This window comes from Ruegeria hyattellae (assembly GCF_041537925.1).
Classification (GTDB): domain Bacteria; phylum Pseudomonadota; class Alphaproteobacteria; order Rhodobacterales; family Rhodobacteraceae; genus Ruegeria_C.
Genome location: NZ_JBGOSH010000030.1, coordinates 1 through 25,267, shown reverse-complemented (window position 1 = coordinate 25,267; position 25,267 = coordinate 1). Strand labels below are relative to the sequence as shown.

Annotated in this window: 21 protein-coding genes; 8 read left to right on the top strand and 13 right to left on the bottom strand. The window is 61.5% G+C overall.

Annotated elements, in window-relative coordinates:
* Both AB1E33_RS29185 and AB1E33_RS29180 read left to right on the top strand, forming a co-directional pair.
* On the top strand, nucleotides 1-1,721 hold a 1,721-nt coding region (locus AB1E33_RS29185; protein ID WP_372580738.1), incomplete at its 5' end, for an Ig-like domain-containing protein.
* Nucleotides 1,722-1,834: 113 nt separating this feature from the next.
* Nucleotides 1,835-2,608 carry an acyltransferase gene (locus AB1E33_RS29180; RefSeq protein WP_372580737.1) on the top strand — a complete coding sequence of 258 codons (774 nt, stop codon included), beginning with the start codon at nucleotides 1,835-1,837 and terminating at the stop codon, nucleotides 2,606-2,608.
* 30 nt (nucleotides 2,609-2,638) lie between these two features.
* On the opposite strand, the gene AB1E33_RS29175 is transcribed toward AB1E33_RS29180, so the two are convergent.
* From AB1E33_RS29175 to AB1E33_RS29160, 4 genes are read right to left on the bottom strand one after another with little or no spacing between them, the layout of a single operon-like run.
* Entirely contained in the window at nucleotides 2,639-3,637 is a 999-nt protein-coding gene (locus tag AB1E33_RS29175; RefSeq protein ID WP_372580736.1) for an NAD-dependent epimerase/dehydratase family protein, read from the bottom strand.
* 22 nt (nucleotides 3,638-3,659) lie between these two features.
* Nucleotides 3,660-5,543 carry an asparagine synthase (glutamine-hydrolyzing) gene (gene asnB / locus AB1E33_RS29170; RefSeq protein ID WP_372580735.1) on the bottom strand — a complete coding sequence of 628 codons (1,884 nt, stop codon included), beginning with the start codon at nucleotides 5,541-5,543 and terminating at the stop codon, nucleotides 3,660-3,662.
* A 60-nt stretch (nucleotides 5,544-5,603) separates the two neighbouring features.
* Nucleotides 5,604-5,726, bottom strand: a complete 123-nt coding sequence (locus tag AB1E33_RS29165) for a hypothetical protein (RefSeq protein WP_372580734.1) — start codon at nucleotides 5,724-5,726, stop codon at nucleotides 5,604-5,606.
* A complete protein-coding gene (locus tag AB1E33_RS29160) occupies nucleotides 5,726-6,394 on the bottom strand; it encodes a hypothetical protein (RefSeq protein ID WP_372580733.1) in 669 nt (222 codons plus the stop codon). The genes AB1E33_RS29165 and AB1E33_RS29160 overlap by 1 nt, the downstream gene beginning before the upstream one ends.
* Nucleotides 6,395-6,964: 570 nt before the next feature.
* Here AB1E33_RS29160 and AB1E33_RS29155 point away from each other — a divergent pair.
* The 3 genes from AB1E33_RS29155 to AB1E33_RS29145 all read left to right on the top strand — a co-directional run bounded on the left by AB1E33_RS29155 (nucleotide 6,965) and on the right by AB1E33_RS29145 (nucleotide 10,208).
* Complete coding sequence (locus AB1E33_RS29155) at nucleotides 6,965-8,191, top strand: FAD-dependent oxidoreductase (protein ID WP_372580732.1); 1,227 nt, start codon at nucleotides 6,965-6,967, stop codon at nucleotides 8,189-8,191.
* A 273-nt stretch (nucleotides 8,192-8,464) separates the two neighbouring features.
* The gene (locus tag AB1E33_RS29150; protein ID WP_372580731.1) at nucleotides 8,465-9,196 is read left to right on the top strand and encodes an acyltransferase; all 732 of its coding nucleotides are present in this window, start codon (nucleotides 8,465-8,467) and stop codon (nucleotides 9,194-9,196) included.
* 1 nt (nucleotide 9,197) lies between these two features.
* Nucleotides 9,198-10,208, top strand: a complete 1,011-nt coding sequence (locus tag AB1E33_RS29145; RefSeq protein WP_372580730.1) for a lysylphosphatidylglycerol synthase transmembrane domain-containing protein — start codon at nucleotides 9,198-9,200, stop codon at nucleotides 10,206-10,208.
* Nucleotides 10,209-10,318: 110 nt separating this feature from the next.
* Here the strand turns inward: AB1E33_RS29145 and AB1E33_RS29140 are convergent, their stop codons facing one another.
* The 7 genes from AB1E33_RS29140 to AB1E33_RS29110 form a co-directional block, all read right to left on the bottom strand.
* Nucleotides 10,319-11,611, bottom strand: a complete 1,293-nt coding sequence (locus tag AB1E33_RS29140; RefSeq protein WP_372580729.1) for an O-antigen ligase family protein — start codon at nucleotides 11,609-11,611, stop codon at nucleotides 10,319-10,321.
* Nucleotides 11,608-13,191 carry an FAD-dependent oxidoreductase gene (locus tag AB1E33_RS29135; RefSeq protein WP_372580728.1) on the bottom strand — a complete coding sequence of 528 codons (1,584 nt, stop codon included), beginning with the start codon at nucleotides 13,189-13,191 and terminating at the stop codon, nucleotides 11,608-11,610. The genes AB1E33_RS29140 and AB1E33_RS29135 overlap by 4 nt, the downstream gene beginning before the upstream one ends.
* On the bottom strand, nucleotides 13,188-14,369 hold the full coding sequence (locus AB1E33_RS29130; RefSeq protein ID WP_372580727.1) for a glycosyltransferase family protein: 1,182 nt from the start codon (nucleotides 14,367-14,369) through the stop codon (nucleotides 13,188-13,190). Before AB1E33_RS29130 ends, AB1E33_RS29135 begins: the two co-directional genes overlap by 4 nt.
* Nucleotides 14,366-15,307, bottom strand: a complete 942-nt coding sequence (locus AB1E33_RS29125) for a sulfotransferase family protein (RefSeq protein WP_372580726.1) — start codon at nucleotides 15,305-15,307, stop codon at nucleotides 14,366-14,368. Before AB1E33_RS29125 ends, AB1E33_RS29130 begins: the two co-directional genes overlap by 4 nt.
* A gap of 187 nt (nucleotides 15,308-15,494) precedes the next feature.
* Nucleotides 15,495-16,634: a glycosyltransferase family protein gene (locus AB1E33_RS29120; RefSeq protein WP_372580725.1), complete on the bottom strand. Its 1,140-nt coding sequence runs from the start codon at nucleotides 16,632-16,634 to the stop codon at nucleotides 15,495-15,497.
* 12 nt (nucleotides 16,635-16,646) lie between these two features.
* On the bottom strand, nucleotides 16,647-17,684 hold the full coding sequence (locus AB1E33_RS29115) for a glycosyltransferase family 2 protein (protein ID WP_372580723.1): 1,038 nt from the start codon (nucleotides 17,682-17,684) through the stop codon (nucleotides 16,647-16,649).
* On the bottom strand, nucleotides 17,681-18,895 hold the full coding sequence (locus AB1E33_RS29110) for a glycosyltransferase family 2 protein (protein WP_372580722.1): 1,215 nt from the start codon (nucleotides 18,893-18,895) through the stop codon (nucleotides 17,681-17,683). The genes AB1E33_RS29115 and AB1E33_RS29110 overlap by 4 nt, the downstream gene beginning before the upstream one ends.
* A 142-nt stretch (nucleotides 18,896-19,037) precedes the next feature.
* Between AB1E33_RS29110 and AB1E33_RS29105 the strand changes: the two genes are divergently transcribed.
* On the top strand, nucleotides 19,038-20,285 hold the full coding sequence (locus AB1E33_RS29105; protein WP_372580721.1) for a polysaccharide biosynthesis/export family protein: 1,248 nt from the start codon (nucleotides 19,038-19,040) through the stop codon (nucleotides 20,283-20,285).
* 7 nt (nucleotides 20,286-20,292) lie between these two features.
* On the opposite strand, the gene AB1E33_RS29100 is transcribed toward AB1E33_RS29105, so the two are convergent.
* Nucleotides 20,293-21,540 (bottom strand): glycosyltransferase, encoded by a 1,248-nt coding sequence (locus AB1E33_RS29100; protein WP_372580720.1) that lies wholly within the window; start codon nucleotides 21,538-21,540, stop codon nucleotides 20,293-20,295.
* A 116-nt stretch (nucleotides 21,541-21,656) separates the two neighbouring features.
* A complete protein-coding gene (locus tag AB1E33_RS29095) occupies nucleotides 21,657-22,595 on the bottom strand; it encodes a glycosyltransferase family 2 protein (protein WP_372580719.1) in 939 nt (312 codons plus the stop codon).
* Nucleotides 22,596-22,786: 191 nt separating this feature from the next.
* Between AB1E33_RS29095 and AB1E33_RS29090 the strand changes: the two genes are divergently transcribed.
* Both AB1E33_RS29090 and AB1E33_RS29085 read left to right on the top strand, forming a co-directional pair.
* On the top strand, nucleotides 22,787-23,812 hold the full coding sequence (locus AB1E33_RS29090; RefSeq protein ID WP_372580718.1) for a glycosyltransferase family 2 protein: 1,026 nt from the start codon (nucleotides 22,787-22,789) through the stop codon (nucleotides 23,810-23,812).
* Nucleotides 23,809-24,906: a Gfo/Idh/MocA family protein gene (locus tag AB1E33_RS29085; protein ID WP_372580717.1), complete on the top strand. Its 1,098-nt coding sequence runs from the start codon at nucleotides 23,809-23,811 to the stop codon at nucleotides 24,904-24,906. Before AB1E33_RS29090 ends, AB1E33_RS29085 begins: the two co-directional genes overlap by 4 nt.
* Nucleotides 24,907-25,267: the final 361 nt, after the last annotated feature.

Here is a 25,267-nt window from a genome sequence, read left to right as displayed (position 1 = left end):
TCGTGCGCTTCACCACGGTTGGCGATGACACGCTGCTCGAGATCAACCCCGACGGCGCCAGCGGCTTTGTCCCCGTTGCCCTGCTCACCGGCGTCAAGAACCTCGCCGGAACCGAAGCCGCAATGGAAGCCAACGGTCGGCTGATCACCATGGATCCTCCACCGGTCGCAAACGACGATTATGTCAGCGTGGAAAGCTCCGGTTCCTGGACGATCGATGTTCTGAGCAACGATGTGGATCCGGATGCGGACTATCTGACAACACTTGAGGTCAGCGGAATTGCCGCTCAGCCCGGCAATGGATCCGTGGCGATTGTGAATGGCGAGGTCGTCTATACGCCGACTGCCGGATATGTCGGCAGCGACAGTTTCGACTATACGATCAGTGACGGCAAAAGCAGCGATAGCGCGACCGTCTTCCTGTCCGTGGGCCAGCGTGATTTCACCGGAGAGAGCCGGGCGCTGACCGTCGACCTGTCGCAGTCAAGCTACGCGTTTGCGGCAACGGTCATGGCATTCGGGGATTCGCTGACACAAGGATACAAATTCGGAAATCCGGATGTCGAAGGCGGTTTCCGCGACGATCTGTTCGACACCCTGTCCGCGAACAATATCTGGATCGACTATGTCGGCCGCTTCAACGATGGCCCCGACGGCATGATCGACAGGGATCACAATGCCACTCCGGGTCATACCCTGGCGGAAGCGCTGACCGATGATCCGAGCGCTCCGATGAATTTCTCGTTGACCGTCGATGAGATCAATCCCGATGTGACCTGGTTCATGATGGGCACGAATGACCTGAACGGACCCACGAAAGTCGATCAGGTTCTGGGTGGGATTCAGGCCCTGATCGACCAGTTCTACGCTCTGGAAGGGGCGCAGGACCGTCATCTGGTCATTTCGCTGGTGCCGGTGAAACCCGCCTTTGCCGACATCGTTGCCGCAACCAACGAGGGCTACAGCATGGTCAATGGCGAAATGGTCGCCGGAGACGCGGGCAACGGCACCTTCGTTCCGGGCATTCGCCAGATCGTGAGTTCGGAAGCAGCCACGCACCCAACGCTGCATCTGTTCGAACCCCCGATCACCGAGAACGAACTTCTGCCGGATCAGGTGCATTTCACCGATGCAGGGGATGCGCTTTATGCGCAGGCGATGGCCGATCTTCTGGAAGAAGAGATCGGCTTCTCGGCCGGAACGATCGAAGGATCGGGGATATCGCTGGATGCCGTGAATGTCATTGGCGGCGAGGCCGGGGATCTTTTGATCGGTGACGCGCAGGCGAACCTTCTGGACGGCGGCAACGGCAACGATGTGATCCGCGGCAGTGCCGGTGACGACAGCCTGCTGGGCGGCGCGGGAACCGACCGCCTCGATGGCGGCGCCGGGGCCGATACCCTGACCGGAGGAGAGGGCGATGACAGCTTCATCTTCGGCGCGGATTTCGCCCTGAATGCCGCCTCGGCAGATGCCATTCTAGATTTCGGCGACCAGGGCTCCGACCGGTTGGTCTTTGAGCAGTCGCTTGGTGCGGCAACGGTTGCGGATCAACTCGATGGAACGGGCGTCGTCATCACCATCAACGGGTCCGACATCGACGTGGATGGTGCAAGTGCCGGGCTGCTCAAGGGTGCGTCGCTTGGCGGTGGCAGTTATGAGATCACCTCGGACACTTCCCTGGTTCTATTCGTGCAGGATCCCGATATTCTGTTGGCATAAGAGAAATGGCCGGTCGCATGGCGGTTTCATCCGGCCGGTTCAAAGCTGTCGCGGCACAGGATGATCCCTCATGCCACTGCGCCCACCCTTAGCCCGCTTGCATGAGGCGATGCATGACCGAAGAAGACATCAAGACCGATACCGCCCCTGCGGAGCCCCCCAAGGATCGCGTCGTCGACACGCTCTCGGGAAGCGGCTCGGCACTTGCGAAATACAAGGCATTCTTCGTGGGCGATCCCTCCACCATGAAGCTTCTGCAATACGAAGCGGCGATTCTTTTCGCCACACCGATGCCAGGCGCCCTGGGCTTTGCGCTCCGCAAGGTCTTGCTGCCAGGGCTCTTTGGCAAGGCGGGACGGGGGCTGAATTTCGGTCGCAATATCTCTCTGCGCTGTCCTGGGCGCATGAGTTTGGGTGATCACGTTACAATCGATGATGGCTGCGCGCTTGATGCGCGGGGCGCCCAAAGCCCTGCAGACTTTGTGATCGGACCGCGGACCTTGATCGCCCGTGATACCTGCCTTGGGATCAAAAGCGGTTACCTGCGCATCGGGGCAAACGGATCAATCGGCAGCCAGTGCTACTTCAGTGCGGTCTCGGGCATCGAGATCGGCGATGACGCGATCATCGCAGGGCAGTGCTACTTTGGCGGTGGCCGGTACAAGACCGCACTGGGTGCCGGGCCAATGGTCACTCAGGGACTGATTACCAAAGGCCCGGTGGTCGTCGGCGACGATGTCTGGATTGGCGCCGGAGCGCGCGTGCTCGATGGGGTGCGCATCGGCAATGGTGCAATCATCGGTGCCGGTGCCGTGGTGGCCAAGGATGTCGCGGAAAATGCCATCGTTGCGGGCATTCCCGCCCGTCAGATCGGGAACCGCAGCTGAGGGGGCATCCACGCCATCAACAATGCCGGTTCAGCCGAGCATACCCTCATCCTGATACCATTGCGCGGTGCGGCCCAGGCCGTCAGGCAGTTCGACAGTCGGGTTGTACCCTAGCAACTCACGCGCCTTTGAAATGTCGAAGGCGCGGTCCTTGGTGAAGAAATCGCACTGCCGCACCTGCAGCGGGGCGTCAATGCGAAGCGGACGCGCAATCGCCTCTGACATATGTGCCGCCACCAGCAGCATCGAGATGGGAATTCGCCCGCGCCGAGGCGCCACACCAACCGCCTTGCCCACCATGGCCACAAGGTCCTTCAGGGTGTAGTAGCGCTCTCCGGCCAGGATGAATGTCTCGCCAAGAGCGTTTTCGTGGGTCCCCAGCAGGATTATCCCATCCACCAGATCGGATATGTAGGTCAGGTGATACAGGACTTCGCCCTTGCCAAACATGATGAAGCGGCGGCGGTGGATGGCGCGGAATAGCTTCAGGAAGCGCGTGTCGCCGGGACCGTAGATGCCCACCGGACGAAAGATCGCGCCCGGAAGGCCGGTCTTGATGGCCTCGGCCGCCAGAAGCTCGCCTTCGAGCTTCGTCTCCTGATAGACATCACCGGGATTGAAAGGGGCATCTTCCTTTGCGGGGATCGTCGCGACATCGCCATGGACACCGGCGGTGGAACAATGAACCACCCGCGTCACACCGGCCTTATCCGCCGCATCGAGCACATATTGCGTGCCGTCCACGTTGACAGCGCGATAGTCGGCTGCGTCGAGACTTGAGCCGCGATAATACGCAGCAATGTGAAAAACATGCGTGCAACCCTGCGTCGCCTGCGCCACGGCCTTGGGGTCGGTGATATCGCCCGCAACCACCTCCGCGCCCTGATCGGCAAGCCCGCGCGCGGCCTCCGGACGGCGGGCGAGGACGCGAACGCGCCATCCCCGGTCGAGAAGGGTCCGGGCGAGATGTCCGCCGGTGAACCCGGTCGCCCCGGTGACAAGCGCAAGGCGTTCTTCCTGATCGTTCATGTCCGGTCCTCTGTCTGTGTGCTCATACTGACCACCGCTCTCGCCAGTCCTGGAACACCATCAGCGCCCAGAGCGCGTGGCTGTGGTTGGCCCGGTTGGCAAGGTGTTCAGATTTCAGTTTTTCGACGAAATTGGCGTTAAAAAGCCCCTCCGCCGTCAGTCGGCGCTTGGACAGAAGCTCTTCCATGCGCGCGCGGTATTCATTCTTCAACCAGGTCTTCATCGGCATCGAGAACCCCTGCTTCTGGCGATAGATACACTCCCGCGGCACCCGTTCCGCAGCAATCCGCTTCAGCAGGGTCTTAAGGCCGTCGGGCCCGATCTTGAGGTGCTCCGGCACGCGATAGGCCAGAGATACGAAATCCTTGTCGAGCAGAGGAACCCGGGCTTCGAGCGACACCGCCATGGACATGCGATCCACCTTCGTCAGGCAATTGTCCGGCAGATAGCTGCGCAGATCGACATAGAGCTGCCGATCAAGATCAGAGCGGTCCCCGGCACGACGGGTCAAATCGCGGATATGTGCGCCGAGATCGGTCGGTGCCCGCCCCAGCGCTTCGGGTGTCAGAAGCGCCGCGCTTTGCGCCTCGGTCACGAAAATCCGCCACCGCGCGTGCGACAGCTCCGGGTCGAGCTGCGCGCCCTCGACGAAACGCTTGACCTTGTTGACGGTGCTTTTCTTGGCCTCGGTGGGTGGAATGGCGTCCACGATAGGTGCGATGACCTTGTTGCGCAGAGCGGCGGGGATCAGGTTCCAGGTGCGCGCCGCCCGTTGGGCCAGAAAGGTCTCGTATCCGGCAAAAAGCTCGTCACCGCCATCGCCGGTCAACGCGACCGTAACATGTTCCCGCGCGAGTTCTGAAACGAGGAATGTCGGAAAGATCGAGAAGTCGGCGATCGGATCGTCCATGAAGTGCATCAACCGGTCGAAGAGCGCGGGCACGGACGAGTCGATGATCTTGACGTGGTGTTCCGCGCCCAGATGCGCCCCCACCTTCTGCGCCCAGGGCAGTTCGTTGTAGCTGGCCTCGTTGAACCCAATGCTGAACGCTTTTAGCGGGCCCATCGCGGACGCGACGAGTGAGCTGTCAACCCCGCCGGACAGGAGCCCGCCAAGGGGCACTTCGCTCATGAGCTGCGCCCTGACCGAGACGTCGAGTTGCTCGGCGACCGCCTCTTGCCATTGGGCATCCGACCAGGTCGCGGTCGAGTCATCGGCATGCGGCACGTTCCAATACTGGCGGAGTTCATGCTCTCCCGTAGACAGATCCAGTAAGAGACACTGCGCCGCTTCAAGCTTGTAGACGCCCTGCAGAAGTGTCCGCGGCGCGGGGACATACTCCCACGACAGATACTGTCTCACCGAATCGACATCCAGCTGGCGCTCGACCAGGCCGGTTTCAAGCAACGCCTTGATCTCGGATCCGAAGACCAGGTGCTTGCCCGTGGCCGACCAGTAGAGCGGCTTGATCCCGAGATGGTCCCGCGCCAGAAAGAGCTTTCCTGCGCGGAGATCATGAAGCGCGATGGCGAACATGCCGTTCAGACGATCCACGAAATCGGGCCCGTGCTCTTCCCAAAGATGTACAATCACCTCAGTGTCGGAATTCGTTCTGAAAGTATGGCCCTTGGCCTCGAGTTCCGTGCGGAGCTCCCGGTAATTGTAGATCTCGCCGTTATATACGGTGGCCACGCTGCGGTCTTCGTTGAAGATCGGTTGCTGTCCACCTGCCAGGTCGATGATGGCAAGCCGCCGCATGCCCATCGCCACGCGACGATCGTCGTCAAGGTAGAGTCCCTCCTCGTCGGGCCCTCGATGCAGGATGGTATCGCACATGGCGCTGACCTGAGATATGTCCAATGGAGGGGCACTGGCGGCGGCAGCAATTCCGACAATTCCGCACATTTCAGGATCCTCCAATGCGGCTGAAGCGCTGTGGCACCGGTTCGCGACGGACGGCACCACTCATATGAACAGGCCCTGAAGGTCGCGTTTCATCTGTGCCAGACTGTCATCGCCACCGATCCAGCGCAAAGCGAGGGTGTCAGCCCCGAAGGTCACGGAGCTGCGATAGCTGGTCCAAGTCATCACGCTGCTCCCAATCTTTTGCGGAACTGCATGGCGACCTGGCGATGCAGGAAACGAGAAAGGGATTCGTATTCACCCTGAATCTGGGGCGTCGCCGTGCATGTCTCCAGCCAGGTGCGGAAACTCTGGAAGGGATGGGTCAGCGACAACTCGTCATTTGCAACAAACGCAAGCCGGCCGACCTTGTGAAGTTCACCGCGGAAGGGCAGCGGGTCCGTGCCGGGCAGGATCACGCGACGAAGCTGCTCGACCTCGCCGAACAGGCGCGGTCGGGACCACAGCGCCGGGCGGCCCGCATTGTCACCAAAGAAGAGGAATGGAAACCGCGCGTGATCATTGGCGATCCGCTGTATCACGCGACCCCTGGCACCGGACCATTTGCCGAAACCCCAGGGCAGGGCTGGCGCGCCACCGGCATCCAAAACGCGTTCGATGGCGCGTTCTATCGGCTCGCCGTCAGGGAACGGACCGGCGGTGCCGTATGCGAGTACTTCGAGTCCTTCCTCGGTCACGATCTGCCGTCCTGCGATCAGGGCGAGGGTTTGTCCGCCTTTCGAGGCGCGCAACGAGACCGGTTCTCCGGTCTCGTCAATCGTCCAACCGCCCAGATGTCCGGGGCGCAGCCCGCCGAATGCATCCGCGCCTCTGGACTGTGTGAAAAGCAGCACGCCGGGTGTCGACTCGGGTAGGTCAAGGCCATGAAGAAGGCGCGAAAAATTCCCGCCGGCGGCATCCAGGAATTCCGGAGGATCGAAACACGCATGCAGATGGACGTGGGCATCGACTAGGTACATTGGTCAAATAGCTTTCAAAGCAACAAGTATAACAAATATGATGTCCGATTGTCGTGCCGTCGAACCAATTCCAGCTGTGGAGGCAGACGCCCGATTCCTTTCGAGAACCAATCAAAGAGATCGCTGAATCGCAGACCGTGTCAAGATTTTGTTGCCGGGAAGGATCATGGCGCAGGCGCATGAGAGAAATTGTCGTCAATACGCAGCGTTGATCGTGTTTGTTTCTGATCCCCGGCAGGCTCGGAACCTCATGGCGACGCTGTCGATTCCGCGGCTGTGGAATGCCAGTGCCGACCCGTTTGGAGCCCACAGTGATTTGCAGAAAAAGCCCGGCTCGCAAAGAGTTTTGCTGAGGGCCGGCCTGTGGTACCCAAGCTAGGGAAATTGTTTCCATCTGGTCTTTTTTGGGCCTTGCTTGTGTTTTGGTAAATAGGCGAGACATTTGTGAATTTACGTTCTCACCCTGCTCACGCGGCGCATGAACAATTCGATATCATCGTGATCGGCGGTGGTGTCTACGGTTTGATGATCGGGCTCGAAGCGGGCCGCGCTGGTTTGCGCACCGCGATTGTCGAGCGCAACCAGATCGGTGGCGCAACCTCCGCGAACTGGTTTCGCATTCTGCACGGTGGCCTGCGGTACCTTCAAACACTGGACATCCCGCGACTTCGTGAATCCATTACCGAGCGACGCTGGTTCCTGCGCAACTTTCCCGATCTTGTTCGTCCGATGGGCTTCCTCATGCCGCTCTATGGGGGAAAGATGCGGCATCCGGCGGTGTTTCGGGCCGCATTTGCCCTCGACGCGGCATTGACACTGGATCGAAACGCGGGGCTGTCGCCCGATAGCGTTCTTGCGCGCGGGCGGGTTTTGAGCGCCTCGGACGTGAGCGCGACCTGTTCGCAGATCCGGACGGATGGTCTTCTTGGTGGTGCGCTTTGGAACGATGCGGTCGCAGAAGATGGCGCCGCCCTTGTTGCGGCTCTGCGTGCCCGGGCCGAAGCATCGGGGGCCACCATCATCGAGCAGGCCGAAGCCCTGGCGCTCGAAGCTGACCGGGGCTCGGTGACGGGCGTGAAGGTGCGCCGCCCGCAAGGCGATGAAGAGGAATTGCGGGCCCCTGTCGTCGTGAATGCTGCCGGTCCTTGGTGCGCCGAACTTGCCGCCAGGTTTGATCGACCGGTTCCAGAGCTCTTCAGACCCTCTCTGGCATTCAACCTCGTTCTCGACCTGCCGCCACCGGCACCGCTGGGGCTGGCGGTGTCGCCGCCGGATAAGACGGATCCAACGCTGTTTCTGTATCCGGTCCGGGGGGGCACGTTTGCCGGTACGTGGCACACGAGCTGGCACGAAGGTCCCGATCCGGTCCATCCGCCACAGGCTGACATCGACGCCTTTCTGGAGGCCCTGAACCTGTCGGTCCCGACGCTGGGTGCAACGCGCGAACACATATCGAAAATCCATGCAGGATTGTTGCCTGCCAGAGAAGCCGGCACCGCCAAACTCTCTGTTCGTGAAATCGTTTTTGACCATGGAAATGAGGGGGGGCCGATCGGCCTCTACACGGTTTCCGGCGTCAAATTCACGACATCCCGCCGGGTTGCGGCCAATCTTGTGAAACGTGTCCTGGCAAGCAGACGCATTGCGGTGGCACCGGATATGGCCAAATGAGACGTGTTGCCCCATCGCGCCTGCAGTGTGGTTCACCATTGCCCCGGCCCTCCCCGCCATGGGCGCGGGCATCCTCCTGCACGCCTCAGATGGCAGGGCAGGATGGCCCTATCTCCCTCTGCGCGATCGAAAACCTGTTGCGTAGCGCCGAAACGGCTGGCCGCCCCTGGCTGAGCGATGATTCCCATGTCCTCTTCAAAGATCCTGGCAGAGATGCCAGACTGCGTTGCGGTTAGACCCGTTGCGCCTCAAGCTGGAACGAAGGGAGTTCGTTTGTCTTCACCCATAAAGTCCGATCGCCTGGCGCACCGTGAAGGCGGCGCGTTCAGAAAATACATGGCGCGGATCGTCGGCAGCGACCGCATCGGTGCCTTCATCCGCTACGAGCTTTATGTGACGCTCTTCGCCGGTTTCCCCGGTGCGGCGGGCGTGTTCCTGCGCCAGAAGTTTTATCCGTGGTTTCTGGGGGATTGCGGGCGCGGTGTTGCGTTTTCCCGCAATGTCACGCTGCGCTGCCCGAAACGGCTTTTTATCGGCGAGGGCACACTCATCGACGAGCAGGTCTGCTTCGATATCAAGAGCGCTGCAGCCTCGATCCGATTGGGCGCGCGAAACCAGATCGCCCAGGGCGTGCGTTTCGAGACCGGCTATGAGGGGCATGTTACGCTTGGGGATGATTGTTTCGTCGGGGCCTATACGATCCTGAACGGCTTCGGCGGAATCGACATCGGCAACAACGCGTTGATCGCCGGGCATTGCCATATCGTCTCGGGTGATCACGAATACGGGGACCTCTCCCTGCCGATGAACCAGCAGCCAATCACAGGCAAAGGGATCGTCATCGAGGACGATGTCTGGCTTGGCGCCGGCGCCAAGATCCTGGACGGGGTCCGCATTGGGCAGGGCAGCATCGTCTCGGCCGGCGCCGTGGTGAACCGGGACGTCGCCCCCTACAGCATCGTCGGTGGCATCCCTGCGAAGCTGATCAAGATGCGGGACGGTTGACGTGAGCATCTCTGACCGCGAGGAACTGGCAGGGCCCGTGAGCAAACCTGCCAGACGAAAGGCGCTGCTTAAATACGCCCTGAAGGCCGTCGTGAGCACAGCTCTGATCGCCTATATTCTCCATACACAGGTCGATAATGTCGACGAGATCTGGCAGGCGATCTCCGGGGCTGATCCCTGGCTTCTGACCGCCGCCTTCCTGCTGCATATCTTCGGATTTCTGCTGTGTTCGTGGCGCTGGCAAATTCTGTTGCGGGCCCAGAACTTCCTGGTCCCGATCATCGAGCTCATCCGCGCCTACGCGATCGGGATCTTCTTCAACTCCTTCCTGCCCGGTGTGATGAGCGGGGATTTCATGCGGGCGCTGGATATCTCCGACCGGGTACCGTCTTATACCCAATCCTTGCTGATCCTGTTCGTCGAGCGCCTGACTGGCATGATCGCCCTTCTGGTCCTGGCGCTTATCGCCCTGCCGCTGATCGGCTGGGACATCGTCGAAGAGACGGGGATTCTGTGGGTCCTGGTGGCGGTCAGCGCGGCGGTCATTGTCATTTCGCTCACCTTTCTGAGCAACCCGTTCCGCAGGCTTGCCACCCGGGTCAGCGAGGTGGGACCGTTCCGCCGGGCGCAGGGGATCATCTCGAAGATCACCGAGACATCCGCCGTGTTTTCCGGCCGGATGGGGTCGGTCTATGGCTGTATCCTGATTTCGGTCGTCTTTCAGGCGATTGTCGTGCTGCATTTCTACCTGATCGCCCAGGCGCTGGGATTCGGCGTACCGGTGATCTACTATTTCGCCCTGATCCCGGTGTCGCTGTTCATCATGATGGTGCCAATCTCGATCAACGGTATCGGCGTCAGGGAGCAGGCCTTTATCGTGCTGTTCGGCTTTTTTGGGGTTCCCGCCTCGTCAGCGATCTCACTCGCCTGGATCGCCTTGGCTTTCGCCCTGGTGCAGGCGGTGGCTGGCGGCGTGGTATTCGCCCTCCGGCGCAAGGTGGCAACGTCCTGAGGCGTTCACAGAGGATTTGCAGCATGACCGAGTGCAGGCATTGCAGAGCAGCCTGAACGATCCCGCAAGGGACAAAACCGCCGAAGCCCGTTCTGGCGAGGGGCCGACGCTTAGGAAATTCCAACGCGGTTTAGGTTGAATCCGGTGACTGGCGTGTCCCCACGTGCCTGCAAACCGTTGGATTCCAATACAGACCGGCGCGACATCAATCCTCCTGTCAGGAACAGTATTGTCAAAAGCGCAAACGGCGCGAGCAAATCCGATTCCGTCATGCTCCGAGCCAGGGTCACGGCACAGACGCACAGGAAGAAAACAGACGCAATCGGGTCGGATTTATCTCTGGCAATCAGGATAGAGCCGATGGTCCAGACAACGGTCAGGACACAGAAGAACAATCCGATCAGACCCTGATGCACGGCAATCTCGTAATAGGAATTGTGAAACGAGAAGGTGGCATAGGATGCCTTGTGAAATTCCTCGTAGATGCGGCTGGCCTCGGACAGTTTGTCATAAGGTGTCCAGAACCCTCCGGCCCCGACGCCGAGAAGCGGGGTCTGCTCGATCTGCCGGGTGGCATATTGCCATAGCACCGTCCGGCCGGTCAGGGTGCCATCCTTGCCGAAGGCGCCAAGAACCGCATTGACCGGGTCGACCGTCTGCGACGTGAAAAACCATGACGAGGCCAGAAACAGAGCGCCCAGGACCACCAGAGCCGCCACATAGAACCAAGGACGCCTCAGAATACCGGATCGGGGCACGATACCCAGCAGGAACACCAGCCCGAGAATGCCGATCGCAAGCAGCGTCGCCGTTGCGGAATCCGCCCTGTGGATCTGCAGGACCGCAAGGCCCGCCGTCGCCACGGCTAACAGCCTGAGCTTGCGCGAGAAGCCGGGATCGACCAGCACGCAGAGCGACGCGAGCCACAGAATGACCATGGCGGTCCCCATGGTGTTCTTGCTCGAAAACGCCCCCCTGGCGATGGTCCCGGTCCCCAGATAGGGCGCCAGGAAGCTCATGACACCGTAATATGCCGATGTCAGGAGAAGTGATATGAAGATGTCGCGCGCGCTCAGGCGGGTCGCGATGCAGTAGCAGATCATGATGGTGAGCGTCAGTTGCAGACCCGATTTCACGATCAGCCCGGTCTGGTCCCCCCAGAAAACGGATAGCAGCCACCAGGCGGGAAAGACGAACAGGATAAAACTGCGCGCAATCAGCGGGAAGATCCTGGGAAAGTCCCGCAGGAAGGCCCAGGCGAAATAAAGCGCGAGCGGATACAAGATCAGTTCGTCATACCGGAACTGCTTGAAGGTGACGAAGAACCACAGCGTGACCAGGATATGATCCCGCCGGTGTTCGAACGCCTCGCGGCGTGACGCATATGTCATCGTTCCGGTCACGTTGCGGATCCCGTCCGGTGCTGGTCCTGTATATGATCGGCCAGGCGCAACGCCATGGCAACAACAGACAAGGTCGGGTTGGCCTGCCCGGAGACCGGGAACACCGATGCGGATGCGACAAAGAGGTTTTCGGTGCCGTAGACGCGGCAATTGGTATTGACAACGCCGTCTTTCGGATCATCGGACATGCGTGTCAGCCCGATCTGGTGATAGCCGTCGCGGGATTTTTTGATGATGGCCTCGGCCAGGGTGTCATCCTCGGGCAGCACCATCTCTGCGGCATTCCCCGCCTGCAGCCTGCGAGCCAGCAACTTGTGGCTGTCGACCAGTGCCTGCACCGTGCGTTGCCCATAGCGGAAATCGACCTTCAGCCTGCACCGGCCGGTGCGATCGGTGCTGTCCGACAACATGACGCGGCTGTCATGCTCGGGGAAATGCTCGGCATGATAGGCCAGGGCATAAGGCCCCCGCCCGTGGGCGACCAGCCGCTGCGGGCGTCGGGCGGCGGCTGCAGAAAGCCGATTTGCACCCGCGCGCATGGCATCGAACATCCCGACCGGGTCGCGCAGGATATTGGCGATGTGCGGCGCCGGGTTCTGAAAGCGTTCGGAATGTTTCAGCAGATGTTTGGCGGAAATTTCACCCGAGCCGTGCCGGGGATCGGACGGGGCGAGGTTTTCGACCCAGAATGCAACATTGGACGGCGTCTCACCGGTCAGGACAAACCGCCGGCGATAGGGGCTCTGACCGTTTTCGCTCCGATATCCGAAACCGTCGCATATCTCGGGATCGCGAAACGTGATCTCGGCGACCGCACCAGTCAAGTGCCCCATGTAATACCGCCCGAGCGCCTCGGATGATCCCTGAAAGACAGAGGGCTGTGCGGCCTGTTCCAGCAACAGAAGGCGGGTGCTCTCGAGCCCGCCACAGGCCAGAACAACCTGTCGGCAGGGCAGGGTGGCGGTCTGCCCGTCCTGCAGGATCTGCAAGGCATGCACCCGGTTTTCCGCACTGTCCTCCCAGCACATGGACAGCAGTTGCGCATGGCTGAGCAGGTCGACAGGCGCATCGCCCTGCTTCAGCCGGTCCTGAAGATCATCGGCCTGCTCCAGCGCATTCAGCCGCTCGACCCGCTCAACATTCACGCCCTCGACAGCGGGCCATCCGGGCGGGGCGGGTTCGTGAAACACCGGGTCGGTGTCAAGAAATTCGGCCGCCGGCGTAACCCAGCGCGCATAGTCTTCGAAAGGGATCGGCCAGGGATGCACATGCCGAGGCGACCCGGCGGCAAAATCTTCGGGATCGAACGGCATGCAGCGCCCGCCCCATCCCATGAGTGTCCCGGCCACGGCCTCGCGGTTGGTGCGCTGCCTGGGATCATGGGTCTGGGGAGATACGATCTCGTCCCGGGTGTCGGTCGTGTCGATCTCGCCTGGGTCGAAACCGCCCTGTTCGATGACCAGAACCCGCAGCCCCGACCGCCCCAGGGCAAAGGCCAGGGCAAGCCCGGCGGCCCCTGCACCGATGACGCAGATGTCATATTCCGTCGTCTGCGCCTGTGTGAGGTTTATTCGGCTCATCGCGAAGTCCCGCCCTGTGTTGCGCGCGCAGCGCTGTACTCGCGCCGGGCCAGCCCCGCCAGCTTGCGCAAGGTCACAAGAGGGGACGCCTGGACCGGCCCGTCGCGGCGGGACGTGCCCGGATCGCCCTGTAGGTCGCGCAGCCTGTCCGGTATCGCCGCACTTGCGTAGCGATCGGCGACGGTCCCGCGGATCTCGGCGCAGCGGCTGCGCGTGCCAGCAGGATCATTGCGCAGCGCGGCCAGCAGATCGGGAACCTGCGCGGGTGCTGCATATTGCGCCAGCGGCCCGAAGGTTTCGCGCAGCCTGTGATCGAGGATGCAGGGTCGCTCCATCAGCATCGCCTCCAGAACGGTGCGACCAAAGGCTTCGATCCATCTGTCGCTGTGGAAATAGGAAAACACATCGAGACTGTCCAGAAAGCGGTCCACCGGTTCCCCGTTGAACGGAACGATGTCCCAGCCGCCCAGATCGACGCCCGCCGCCTCCAGCGCCTGCACCGGGCAGCCCATGACCCGCGTGCGCCAGCCCGGCCCCGGCGGCGCCAGCGCAGCGGTCACATCCGCAGCCCGGTCTGGCCATTTCAGAACGTCTTCGCGGCTATGGCGCCCCACGGTCGCAACAGGGCCGTCAAAGACCTGCCGACTGGGCGCCCAGTGGCGCGCATCAAAGGCGTTCACCCAATCCGAACCGGTCAACCGCAGAAAGGGCAGAAAGCTGCGCAGATGCTGGCGGATCACCCCTGAAACGGGCGCCCACATGGGGCTTGTGCCAAAGGCCCGTCTGATGGTCCGGGTCGTTGCGATCGGGTCATATTCAAGCGAGCCATCGCCGCGGAACGGCGGATGATGGGCGACCAGAACCGATGTATCGGCGCGGATTTCGGTCGTTTCGGCCACCTTGTGAAAGAAAGTCAGCGGGTGGTGAAAGAAAACCGTATCCGTCACCACTGTGGTGCCCGGTTTCAGCAGTTCGAACCCGCGCAGATCGGCCAATTCCAGAACGGCGGCGTTGGGCCTGTCCCCGTCCCCGGTAAAAAACCCCGAGGTGACAGGCAGCAGGCCCACCGTCGCACCGGATCCGTGAAACGCCCTGGCATCCGCCAGCATCGCCGTAGCGGTCCCTCCCGAGAATCTGGGATCATAGACAAGAACGATATCCGCCCGCTCGGTGGTCATCCGCGAAACCCCGCCCAGACCGCCGAAAGATCCCGGTCGAGCAGATCCGACAGCCCGGCATTCCGGTCCGACAGGTGATGCGCAAGATAGGACGCGGTTTCGGGCCGCATCGGCGGCGGCTTTTCCGCCTTGAGCAGAATGGGATTGATGCGCCGGAACCAGTGATAGTGCAGCTTGTTGCGGATTTTCTCCGCCAGGCCCATCTCCTGGCCCATGTGATTGCGGTAGCGCCCGGCGACGATCCGGCCGCCGATCCGGTTCAGCCATTGCTGCCCTTTGGGCCAGGTCGGGTAATAGGTGCGGTTGAACCAGGTCTGCAGCGTCTCGACATCCATCCGGGGGGCGCCGATATGGGTGGTGACCCCATCAAGGAAGGCCTGTTTGTCGGCCAGAAAATCCTCGAACACTGCGATATGCACGTTTTCGCGTCCGAACACCTCGAAATACTGGGCGATATGGGGCGCATAGGTCGATCCCAGGATGATCGAGCTGTGCCGGCTCAGGGCCTGTTCGAAGCTGCAACTCAGACGAGCGCTGCAGATCAGATGCCAATATTGCGAATAGGCGCGCTTGACCGGGTCGCGCAGCAGAAAGACCAGGCGGATATCGGGCAGCAGTTCCTTGATGCGCCGGGCCGCCACGGGCGAGAACAGATAGGTGGTGGAATCCTCGCCGATCAGCAGCTTGTCCTGGAAGTCCGAAAACCGCGAGGCATACCAGTCAAGATTGGCCTTGTGGGCCGGGCGGGTGTCGAACCATTTCAGGTCCGGGCCCCGCGCATTCAGGAAATCGGGATGCGCGATGGGATCATCGGCGTCGAAATAGTGAATCTCGTTGTCGGGCAGGCCGATCTGCGGACTTTGCCCGAGAATGAAATGCAGCGATGTCGTCCCGCATTTGGGCGCGCCGCCGATAATGAAATCGGGTAATCTTGTCAAAGTTCTGAACCCTTCGATCATTGGATGATCTCAACACATAAACCACGGCGGCAAACCTCGTCGCAGATTAGCCTGCGCCCCGCCGGGAATCCAGATTGCACAAACCGAGCGGTTGGCAACGCAGACAGGTGCCACGACCTTCATCGCATGAAACCCTGCATTTGAGGGCCCGGACACCCGCATGCGTTCAATCAGGCCGCACTTGGGCGGCCTGAAGAAGTTTTGTCGTTGTTTCCGCGTTTTCAACAAAGACGCTTCTGGGCAGGGATAACAACTGACGGCGCAACTGCTGCAACGGCGTGCGATCCTTGAGCAACCTGATGATTTCAGCCTCCAGGGCACGCTCCACCGGCGGCGCCAGCAGGATCCCACTGCCATGCTCTCGCAGCCAGCGCGCGGTCTCGGTGCCGTCAGGCGCAAGCGACGGGGTCGCGAAATACCCCCCTTCATAGATCCGGTTGGGCAGCAGCCAGAGCGAATTGGCCCCCTCTTCGTACCAGTCCCCGGCCCAGACCAGATCAACCGCACCATACATCTCCGACAGATCGCCCGGCGCGGAATAGCGCCCGCCGAAAGAGACGTTTTCGTAAGGCGCAATCTCAGCCTCGAAATTGTCGAACACGCCCGGAGCGGGATAACCGCGCAGGGTGATGGTGACGTCATCGGGGAACCGGCGCGCCAGCCCCAGCAGCAGATCCAGCGAGCGCCGGCAGCGCAGATTGCCGAACCATCCGATCCGCAGCGGCCCGTCAGGTGCGGCTTCGACCGGCTCAGGGTCTGGACGGTCGGGGAAATTATCGCCCTCGATCATCAGGTTTTCCAGCAGAAAGGCCCGGTAGGCGCCCGGGTAATGCACCGCGAAATGTTCGGTCTCGAACCGCGGCGAGGAAATCACCACCAGGGCGCAATGTGCCAGCAGACGCCTTTCGACCCGGCGCAGCAGGCGGGCAACCGGCGACGGGCCGGTCAGGCGATGATGCACATCCAGACATTCGTAGATCAGCGGCGTTTCCAGCCCCAGCTTGCGGCGCGCGCGCACGGCAACCGCCAGCATATCCAGGTTGCGCGCATAGATGGCATCGCAAATCGCCAGAATGTCCCGTTCCCGGGCCGCAATATCTGCGCCACGAAAGATCGACATGATCCTCTGGCCATAAGCGTTGTCACGGGTTTCTCCCAGATCAATCACCGGCCAGTCCGTGGCCTGTTTCGGCCCGCGATGCGGCATGAACCCCACCACATCATGCCCCGCGCTCTGGAAGGCGCGGGCGCGGCGGCGGATGGCGGGTTCATTGGCGTTATGGCCGAAGAATGCGATGGTGGACATCAGATGCGCGCCTCACGGTGTTTTTTCTGTCTGTGCAGGCATCTGCGCCGACGGCCTGCCTTGCACCAGGCGCGACAGGAAGCCCATCCCCCAGGCCAGATGCATCGTGGCCAGTGCAAGGCTGGCCATCAGCCCGCAGGCAGAGCGGTGTCTCCATGCGATCTGCAGACCAACGCACAGGATAATGGTGCCATAAAAAAGCGGCCAGAGCAGAAAAACCCGGGTCACCGGCAGAGCCAGCAGGCTCAGCAGGACAAGGCCGGTGTGAATTGCCGGTATGAGCTGTCGGAGACCTGGCCGGACCTTGTGTTTCAGGCAGGTCTGGGCGCGGCCGACCCCGTAATTCCAATATTGTTTCCAGAGGCGCCTGGCCGACCGTCTGGGGAAATAGCCGATGCGCAAATCGGCGTTCAGCCAGATCCTGTCGCCCCGGCAGATCAGCCGCATGTCATATTCGGCATCCTCATTGGCCCGGAACCCCACATCATATCCGCCCAGAGCCCGGAAACTGGACATCCGGAAGGCCGCATGGTGCCCGTGATCATAGTACCCCGATGCCGTACCGCCGCGATGAGGCGAGCCACCGGCGCCCAGCTTGCTGTCGGCCACCCAGACCAGACCACGCTGAAAACATTCCCCGCTATCGGCGATGGCATCCATCGGTACCACGACCGAGGCCACGTCCTTTTCCACAAGGCAGTGGACCAGCCCACTGACATAGCCGGAGGGGTAGGCCGCATGGGCATCACATCTGACGGCGATGTCGAACCCGTCAAATTCCGGCTGCAGCAGCAGGTTCATCGCCGCAGCTTGGGTCTTTCCGGGATTATGGATCAGGCGCAGATTGTCAAAGCGCTCCGCAAGTTTCGAAACGATCGCGCAGGTGTCATCATCGCTGCCACCGTCGGCCACGATGACCGGGCAGCGCGACGCCACGGGATCATCCTGAATGAGATCACACAGAACGGCCTCGATCTGCGCCGCCTCGTTCAGGGTCGGGATCAGAACGACAACACGTTCCGGATCAATGTCGCGCGCTTTATCACTCACCACTGATAAGCCTCTGCTGTCAGACAGCCCTCCTCGGACAGTTCTGCCGCCTGCGGCGCGGGCCGGGGCCGCGATCCGGCGCGCGCGCAAAACGCCGCGATGCGCGCAACCTGCCTGAACTCCCGATTGGCCAGCGCTTCACGCGCGCGCCAGACCGATCCGCGCCCCAGCGCGCTGACGATGGTCCGGCCGGTTGTCCCCTTGCGCGCCAGCGCCAGCAATTGTGTGCGCACCGGAGCGCGATAGGCCTGCGCGCTGCCATGTTTGCCAGCCATGGCGCGCAGGACGATCCCGATCTCGGTCGCGGACAACCCGGTGGCAGGGGCGATCCCGGCTGCGGTTTCGAAATCCTCGATTGCCGCGCCCCAGTCACCGCGGCGCGCATAGACGCATCCCCGCTGCAGATGACCCGCACGCAGCGCCAGATCCTGCGATCCCGCCTTGAACAGAGCGGCGTAAAACGCAACCGGCAGGCGGTGGCGCAGATCCGCAAAGATTTCCCGGTCGGCCTCGAACCAGACCGCTTCGGACCGGGCCGCGGCATGCTGCTGTGCCGCCGGACCGCGAAGCCCCTCATGCTTGCGCTGGAAAAACACGACATCGTCGATCACTTCGATCGGAAACCGGGTGCCCAACCGGACGAACATTTCATAGTCTATGGATCTGCTAAGATCCTCGCGAAACGGGCCGATTGTTTCGTAACAGGACCGCCTGACCAGCGCGGCGTTCTGAAAAAAGAAGATGTCTTCGAGCAGATGTCGAATGACGCTGCCCGAGGACAGATCCGGCCAGTAGCCGGTTCCGAAAAAGGTTTTTTCCGCGCTGCCGGGCGCCACGGAAAACCGGACATGCGCCCCCGCTGCGATCCCGGCCGTGCCGGTATCAAGAACATGCGCCAGCTTTTCGGCGGCGTCCGGGCAAGCGACGTCATCATCATCGCATATCCATACATAATCGCCCCGAACCTCTTTCATTGCAGCGTTCAACGCGGCGGATTTTCCTTGGTTTTTCGCCCGAAAATACGCAAGCACGCCGGTGCGATCCGCGCTCAGCGCCCTGCGGGCGACCTCGGGCGTGTCGTCGGTCGATCCGTCGTCCCAGATGATGATCTGACTCAGGGGGCGGGTCTGGTTTAGCAGTGCCTCAACGGCTTCGCCCAGATAGCTGCTTCTGTTGAAGGTCGGAATGATTGCCGAAATAGAACCTTGCAACGAAACGTTCCTTAAGTGAAATACTGTTGGGCGGCCCCAGCTACAGAAACATGGGACATTTTCATATGTCTAGCGCTATATGGTCGGGGCAGGTGCCTGTTTACCAGTGTAATGTTGCCGCGGTTTGCGGAAGGAATGGAACATGCTTCGACTGCTCGTCTTTTGCCTCGCAACCCTGACCGGCGCAAGCTGGGGATATGCCCAGTCGCTGGACGATCCGGACATCCATCGCCTGTCACCGGGCGACAAGGTCAGCCTGCGGGTGGTGATATGGGACGAGGATGAGCGCGACTATGTCATCTGGCAGGCGGTCAGCGGCGAGTTCTTGGTTCAGAGCGGGGGGCGCATCATGGTGCCGCTTGCCGGCCGCATCCTGGCAGAGGGGCACACCCCCGAGGAGCTTTCCGACGAGGTTGCCGACGCACTGCAAGTACAGGTCCGCAGCAACAGCGCGCCCTCGATCGCCATCGAGGTGGTGCAATATGGCCCCTTCTTCATCATGGGCGATGTGGACAATCCCGGCGCGTATCCGGCCCAGCCCGGGCTGACCGCGCTACAGGCCTTTGCGCTGGCCGGGGGCGGGCAGCGCCTGGACGAGGTGGGCATCGACACGCTGGCGATCCTGCGCGATACGGGATCGCTGGAACAGATCCAGACCGAGCTGCTGCGCGCGCGCATCACCTCGATCCGGCTGCGCGCCGAGGTCGAGGAACAGGCCAGCCTGCAATTTCCCGACACGCTTGTGCCGGTTGCCGGCTCCGCCCCTCTGGACCTGCTGCTGGAGGAAGAGCGCAGGATTTTCACCGCGCGCAAGACCGCGCTGGAACGCGAACAGGCCTCGCTGAGCGAGCTCATCACGTTGCTGGCGACCGAGATCAACACCCTGGAAAGGAAGATCGAAGGCCAGCAGGAACAGCTGACGCTGGCCGAAGAGTACCTGCAGAACACGCAATCGCTTGTCGACAAGGGGCTGGCCCGGGCGCCGCAACTGACCCAGGCACAGAAGGGCGTGTTCGACATCGAGGCCAAGACGCTCGACCTGCAGAACAGTTTCTACCGAGCCCAGCAAAGCATCAAGGAGGCCGAACGCGACGTTGTGGCGCTCAAGGCGAACCGAGCCACGCAGGCCGCAGTGGAGCTTCAGAACGTGAATGCGCGTATCGAATTGCTGCGCAGCCGCCGCGACACGGCGCGTCGGTTGCTGCTGGAGCGCGGGGCCGAGGTCGGGTTTGCCGAAGAGGACCGGCAATATGAACGCACCTTCCGCCTGCAGCGCGGCAAAGGCGCGGACCGGCAGATCTTCGAAGGCCCCGACACGATCGTTGTCCCCGGGGATATCATTACCGTCGAACAGACACTGAGCGTGCCCGAGGGCGCCCCGCCAGGCTGAGATACCGTCAGTCAGCTCTGAGGTAGTCCAAAAGCGCGTCATTGCTCATGCGCGATTGCAGATGTGACACCACATCCTGGCGGCATTGCGCCGTGCCGTCCTGATCGGTCAGCATGGAGATCAGCGTTGATGCAAACTCCTCGGGCGTGTCCACGGCGGTCACCAGTCCGTCCAGTGTGTCGCCATACGCTTCGAGCGTCTTGCTAAAGGTGAGAACCCGCATGCCAAGCTCGAGATAGGTTCCGATCTTGATGCTGATCCCGCTGGTCACCAGCATCGGCGCGATACCGATCGTGTTTCCATTCCCCAACTCGCGCAGATCTTCCATGAAGCTGAAACAGCGGACGCCCTCAGGCCTGTCCGTGACCCATTGCGAAATTTCCCCGACGATCCAGAGTTCGCATGCCACTTCGGCCCAGACACGCGGCCAGATCTCGGTCAGGATCAGATCCAGCGCCGCCCGGTTGCCGCCATGGCTGACACCAATGAACACGACACGGGGGGTGCTGTCGGCGGCGCCCTTGTTGTCGGCGATGACCGGGCGCATCCAGATATGGGCAATGTCGGGAAGTTTTTGCTGCAAATGCCCCGCTTCGATCTGCGAGGCGTGGATGCACAGATCGGCCTGCCGCAGACGGTCGCATTCCTGTTCGACGCTTATCGGAATGTGATCCGGCGTGCGGCCGGCCTGCTGGAATGACCGGGCGCGGCTGGAAAACAGATCATGCATCAGCACCGCACGCTTTCTGGCGCTGCAGCCGCCAAGCAGCGGTGCCAGCGAGGAATATTCCGCGACGACCAGATCACCGGGCGCCCGGTTTGCCGCATCCTGAACCTCGCGCGCCTCCGGCGGGTCCAGCACCTTGCTCAAATCACTGGGATAAGGCAGGTGCGCGCCACCAAGCCAGCGGCGCGGCACGGAAACCACCTGAATGGCAGCTCGTCGCAGGGCTTTCATCCAGACGGTCGGGCGGATTGAAAAGTAAACATCGCCGATCCGGACCGTTCCGGGCCAGTCAATCGTGATGCCGCGATCGGCAAGAATCCGGTCGGGCCTGCAAAACGGGATTCTGCCAAAACTGGTGATCGGGGCGAGCACGATCCGGATCTCATAGCCTGCATCGGCCAAGCAGGTGCACAAGCACATCAGATGCACACCGCTGCCTGACTGAAGGTTGTTTATGCGGCGGTGCATCAGGATCGTCGCCCGTCGGGATGCGCGCCGGTCCTTGGAATTGCCTTCTGGAGGAAGCAAGATGCTGGCCACCTTAATGATGTATCATGCGCAGATCCTGTTAAGACCCGGCTGCCCCATACTTATTTTTTTCATGTCGCTGCAATCGACAAGGAGAGTCAACTGGAAGGTTAGCGTCATTTTCCCCCCCTAAGTCTCTTGCCCAGGCCTTCCGCGATCTGACGTGCCACTCTGGGCAGGGCTGCGGGATGCTGCCCGGCAAGCCGGATGGCCTCGGGCAGGCGTTTCGATTTCAGTGCCTGCAAAACCCGCTCCGAGTCCATCATGTTCCGCAACCCGGTTTCCCGGCGGCGAAACAGGTCGATCGCCTGAGCACCAAGGCGTCCTTCATTGCGCCCGACAAAAGCCCGGTCCGCCTTGATCAGAGCCTCAAAATGATCGGGATTGATGCGGTAGGACACCGATCCTTCGCGCACCGTGTAAAGATAATCGGCCTCAGACCGGATATGCACCTTTGCCCCCATGGCCAGAGCGTCGAAGATCAGATGGCAATCTTCGCCATTGCGCAATGTAGGGTCGTATCGCAGCCCCGTCCGCACCAGAAACGCGCGACGGATAAGAGGTTTGAGATAGCCCGCGCTTCTGGAGGTGCGGGACACCAGATTGTCCGCGACATATTCCTCCAGCGTGACCGGTTGTTCCGGGTCGATCCCCTCCGGGGGAAGGAACGGCACCCCGTCAAGCGGCTGGCCTTCCCCGTCGACCCTGAGGAAATTTCCCAAAATGACATCCGCCTCAAACCGCTCCGCCATCGAGATCATTCCCGCCAGCCTGTCCGGCAGCATGGTGTCGTCGGAATCCAGAACGCAGACCCAGTCCCCCTTGGCAAGATCAAGTGCGGCATTGCGGGCCACTGCAGGCCCTCCGTTTTCCTTCAGACGGTGAAAGGTGATCTCTTCGCGGTCCGGCAACCGGGCCGCGATATCCTCATCCGAGGCGTCATCGACAACCACGATTTCTGCCGAAACCGATTGCTGCGCAAGCGCGCTGCTCACCGACTTTCCTATCGTGTCCGCAGCGTTCCACGCCGCTATGATTACCGTTGCATCGGTCATGTGGCTCAACTACGGTTTAGGCGATTTGAAATGGTTCAATTGCGGGTCCGGATGATACACAGTTTGTGTCCTGCATGGGCAGGGTATGCAACACTTAGTGGTGTTTCAACGTTTTCGATCCATTGCCGATGCGCTGCGGCAACGGCAGAAGGAACCGCCATGCCCCCTGGCAACGCGCCGGTAGTCCGGCTGTGACCAAGCCCCGAACACAGGCCCGGATCGCCGTGATCATCCCGACCTGGAATGCGCAATCGACCCTTCCTCGGGCAGTCGCCTCGGCGCTCGCCCAGGACCGGGTTTCCGTCGAGGTGGTGATCGTGGATGACGCGTCGGTGGATGGCAGTTTGGACTGCGCCAGAACCCTCGCCGCCGAAGACGATCGCGTGCAGGTTCTGTCCCAGCCTGAAAACCGCGGCCCCGCTGCGGCCCGCAACCGCGCGCTGGATCATATCTCGGCGCCTTATGTCACGCCGCTGGATTCCGATGACTTCATGGAACCCGGGCGTCTGGCGCAGCTTTTGCACATCGCAGAGCAGGATGATTGGGATTTTGTCGCCGATGACCTTTTCAAGGTTCCGGAGAGTGATGTCGACGGCCCCCGGACCCGACTGTGGTCGCAAACCGATATCGGCATCCAGACCCTCGATTTTGCCGGTTTCGTGCGTGGCAACCTGTCGAGCCGGCATGGCGGGCGCCGGGAGTTGGGGTTTCTGAAACCGCTGATCTCCACCGCTTTCCTGAACCGGACGGGCCTGCGTTATGACGCCGATATGCGCCTGGGCGAGGATTACATGCTCTATGCCTCGGCTCTGTCGCGCGGCGCGCGCTTCTGCCTGACCGATCCGGCGGGATATGTCGCCGTGACGCGGCCAACCTCGCTGAGCGGGCAGCATTCGGCCCGCGACCTTGGTGCGCTTGTCCAGGCCGACCGGACCTTGATGGCACACACGGACCTGCCCGACGGGGATCGCGCTGCCCTCCGGGAGCATTACATCGAAACGCTGAAGAAATGGCACTGGTTCCGCATGATTGATGCCGTCAAGGCCCGCGATCCTGCCGAAGCGTTGCGCTGCTTCCGCGCGCCACCCGCGGTAATCGGCGATCTTTTAGGCAAACTGGGCGAACAGGTCCTCATCCGCGGATCCGCGAGGCTGCCGTTCCTGACGGCAAGCGGGGATCGCATGAAGGGCACCGATAAAAAAGGCGAAAATCCGTGACAGGGCCAGAAACGACAGGGTCAAAAATTCGATGGGGGATATTCGGCTCTGGTGGCATCGCCCGTCGATTTGCCCAGGACATGCGTTTCAGCCGGACCGGAACACTTGCCGCGGTGGCCTCCCGCACCCCCGAAAACGCCCAAGGTTTCGCGCAGTTGTTCCCCGGCACAAAGGTGTTCGACGACTTCAACGACCTGGCCCGATCCGACGAGGTGGATGCGATTTATGTCGCAACCCCCAACGCCTTGCACAAAGACCACAGCCTGATCGCGATCAGCGCCGGCAAGGCGGTGCTCTGCGAGAAACCGTTCGCCTGTGATGCGGCCGAGGCGCGCGAGGTCGCCGCGGCGGCGGCGGCGGCCAATGTGTTCTGCATGGAGGCGATGTGGACCCGTTTCCTGCCGATCATGGCCGATCTGCGCCAGCGCATCGCCTCGGGCGAATTGGGGCAGATGGTCCATCTGGAGGCCTCCTTGGGCTTTGCCCGCACCGAAAGACCGGGCGATCCGATCACCGATCCAGCCCTCGGCGGCGGCGCCCTTCATGATCTCGGCTGTTATGGGATGTCGATCGCAGAGTTTCTGCTGGGACCGTTTCAGCTGGAAGGCGGTACCGTCGAACGCTCTGCCACGGGAAGCTCCAGAACCGCCGCATTTGTGCTGCGTCATGCAACGGACGGGGCGGCGGCGCTATCAACGATCAGCGTCAGCCACGCCACGCAGATGCGCAACACCCTGGTGCTGTCGGGGTCACAGGCCCGGGTCACGCTGGACGCGCCTTTCATCCAGGCCGGGTACGGAACCCTATCCCCGGTCCGCTTCGCAGGGGACGGTGCCGCGCCCGATTCCTTGCGCGCGCGCCTGTCCGATTCGCTTTACGGGCAGAAGGCAAAGCGCATGATCCGGGCCGTTATGCCCGGCCACGCAAAAATCTCGGCCCCGTTTCACGGAAGCGGCTTGCAATTCGAAATCGATGAGGTCGGCACCTGCCTCGGCGGCGGCCGGACCATCAGCGAGATCATGCCTCCGGAAACGACAATATCCGTCTTGAACGCACTGGAGAAACTGGATGGATCACAAGCTTCAATCTCCTGAAATGACCGGCCTCAAAGCGGGCCAACCCCTTGTGATGCCTCAAACACAGTTTTGCCAATGTCCCGGCCTTAATCTGCCATGTTGGGGACTTATCCCCAAGTTCGACAGGTCGTTGGGACCAGTGACTGACAAGGGCTCGAAAGCGGTATGTTCAGTGCCGCGGATCGGAGCCGAAAGATGTCGGTAACCGGGTTTTCATTGATTGGTCGAAGACTTCGAATAGGCGGATTATGGAACGGTCCTGCTCGGTTTCACGCAGGAATTTGCCGATCTTTAGACTGCCGGTTTCAGACTATGGTTCTTGCCATTTTGGCACGGTACGCCAGCGTTGCAGGTCCGGGACGACACACTCAGTCGTCTT

Coding starts and splice junctions, on each gene's coding strand:
- AB1E33_RS29135 (WP_372580728.1), bottom strand. CDS start 13,191: ATGAGCCGAATAAACCTCACACAGGCGCAGACGACGGAATATGACATC.
- asnB (WP_372580735.1), bottom strand. CDS start 5,543: ATGTGCGGAATTGTCGGAATTGCTGCCGCCGCCAGTGCCCCTCCATTG.
- AB1E33_RS29130 (WP_372580727.1), bottom strand. CDS start 14,369: ATGACCACCGAGCGGGCGGATATCGTTCTTGTCTATGATCCCAGATTC.
- AB1E33_RS29095 (WP_372580719.1), bottom strand. CDS start 22,595: ATGACCGATGCAACGGTAATCATAGCGGCGTGGAACGCTGCGGACACG.
- AB1E33_RS29165 (WP_372580734.1), bottom strand. CDS start 5,726: ATGACTTGGACCAGCTATCGCAGCTCCGTGACCTTCGGGGCTGACACC.
- AB1E33_RS29105 (WP_372580721.1), top strand. CDS start 19,038: ATGCTTCGACTGCTCGTCTTTTGCCTCGCAACCCTGACCGGCGCAAGC.
- AB1E33_RS29120 (WP_372580725.1), bottom strand. CDS start 16,634: ATGTCCACCATCGCATTCTTCGGCCATAACGCCAATGAACCCGCCATC.
- AB1E33_RS29180 (WP_372580737.1), top strand. CDS start 1,835: ATGACCGAAGAAGACATCAAGACCGATACCGCCCCTGCGGAGCCCCCC.
- AB1E33_RS29175 (WP_372580736.1), bottom strand. CDS start 3,637: ATGAACGATCAGGAAGAACGCCTTGCGCTTGTCACCGGGGCGACCGGG.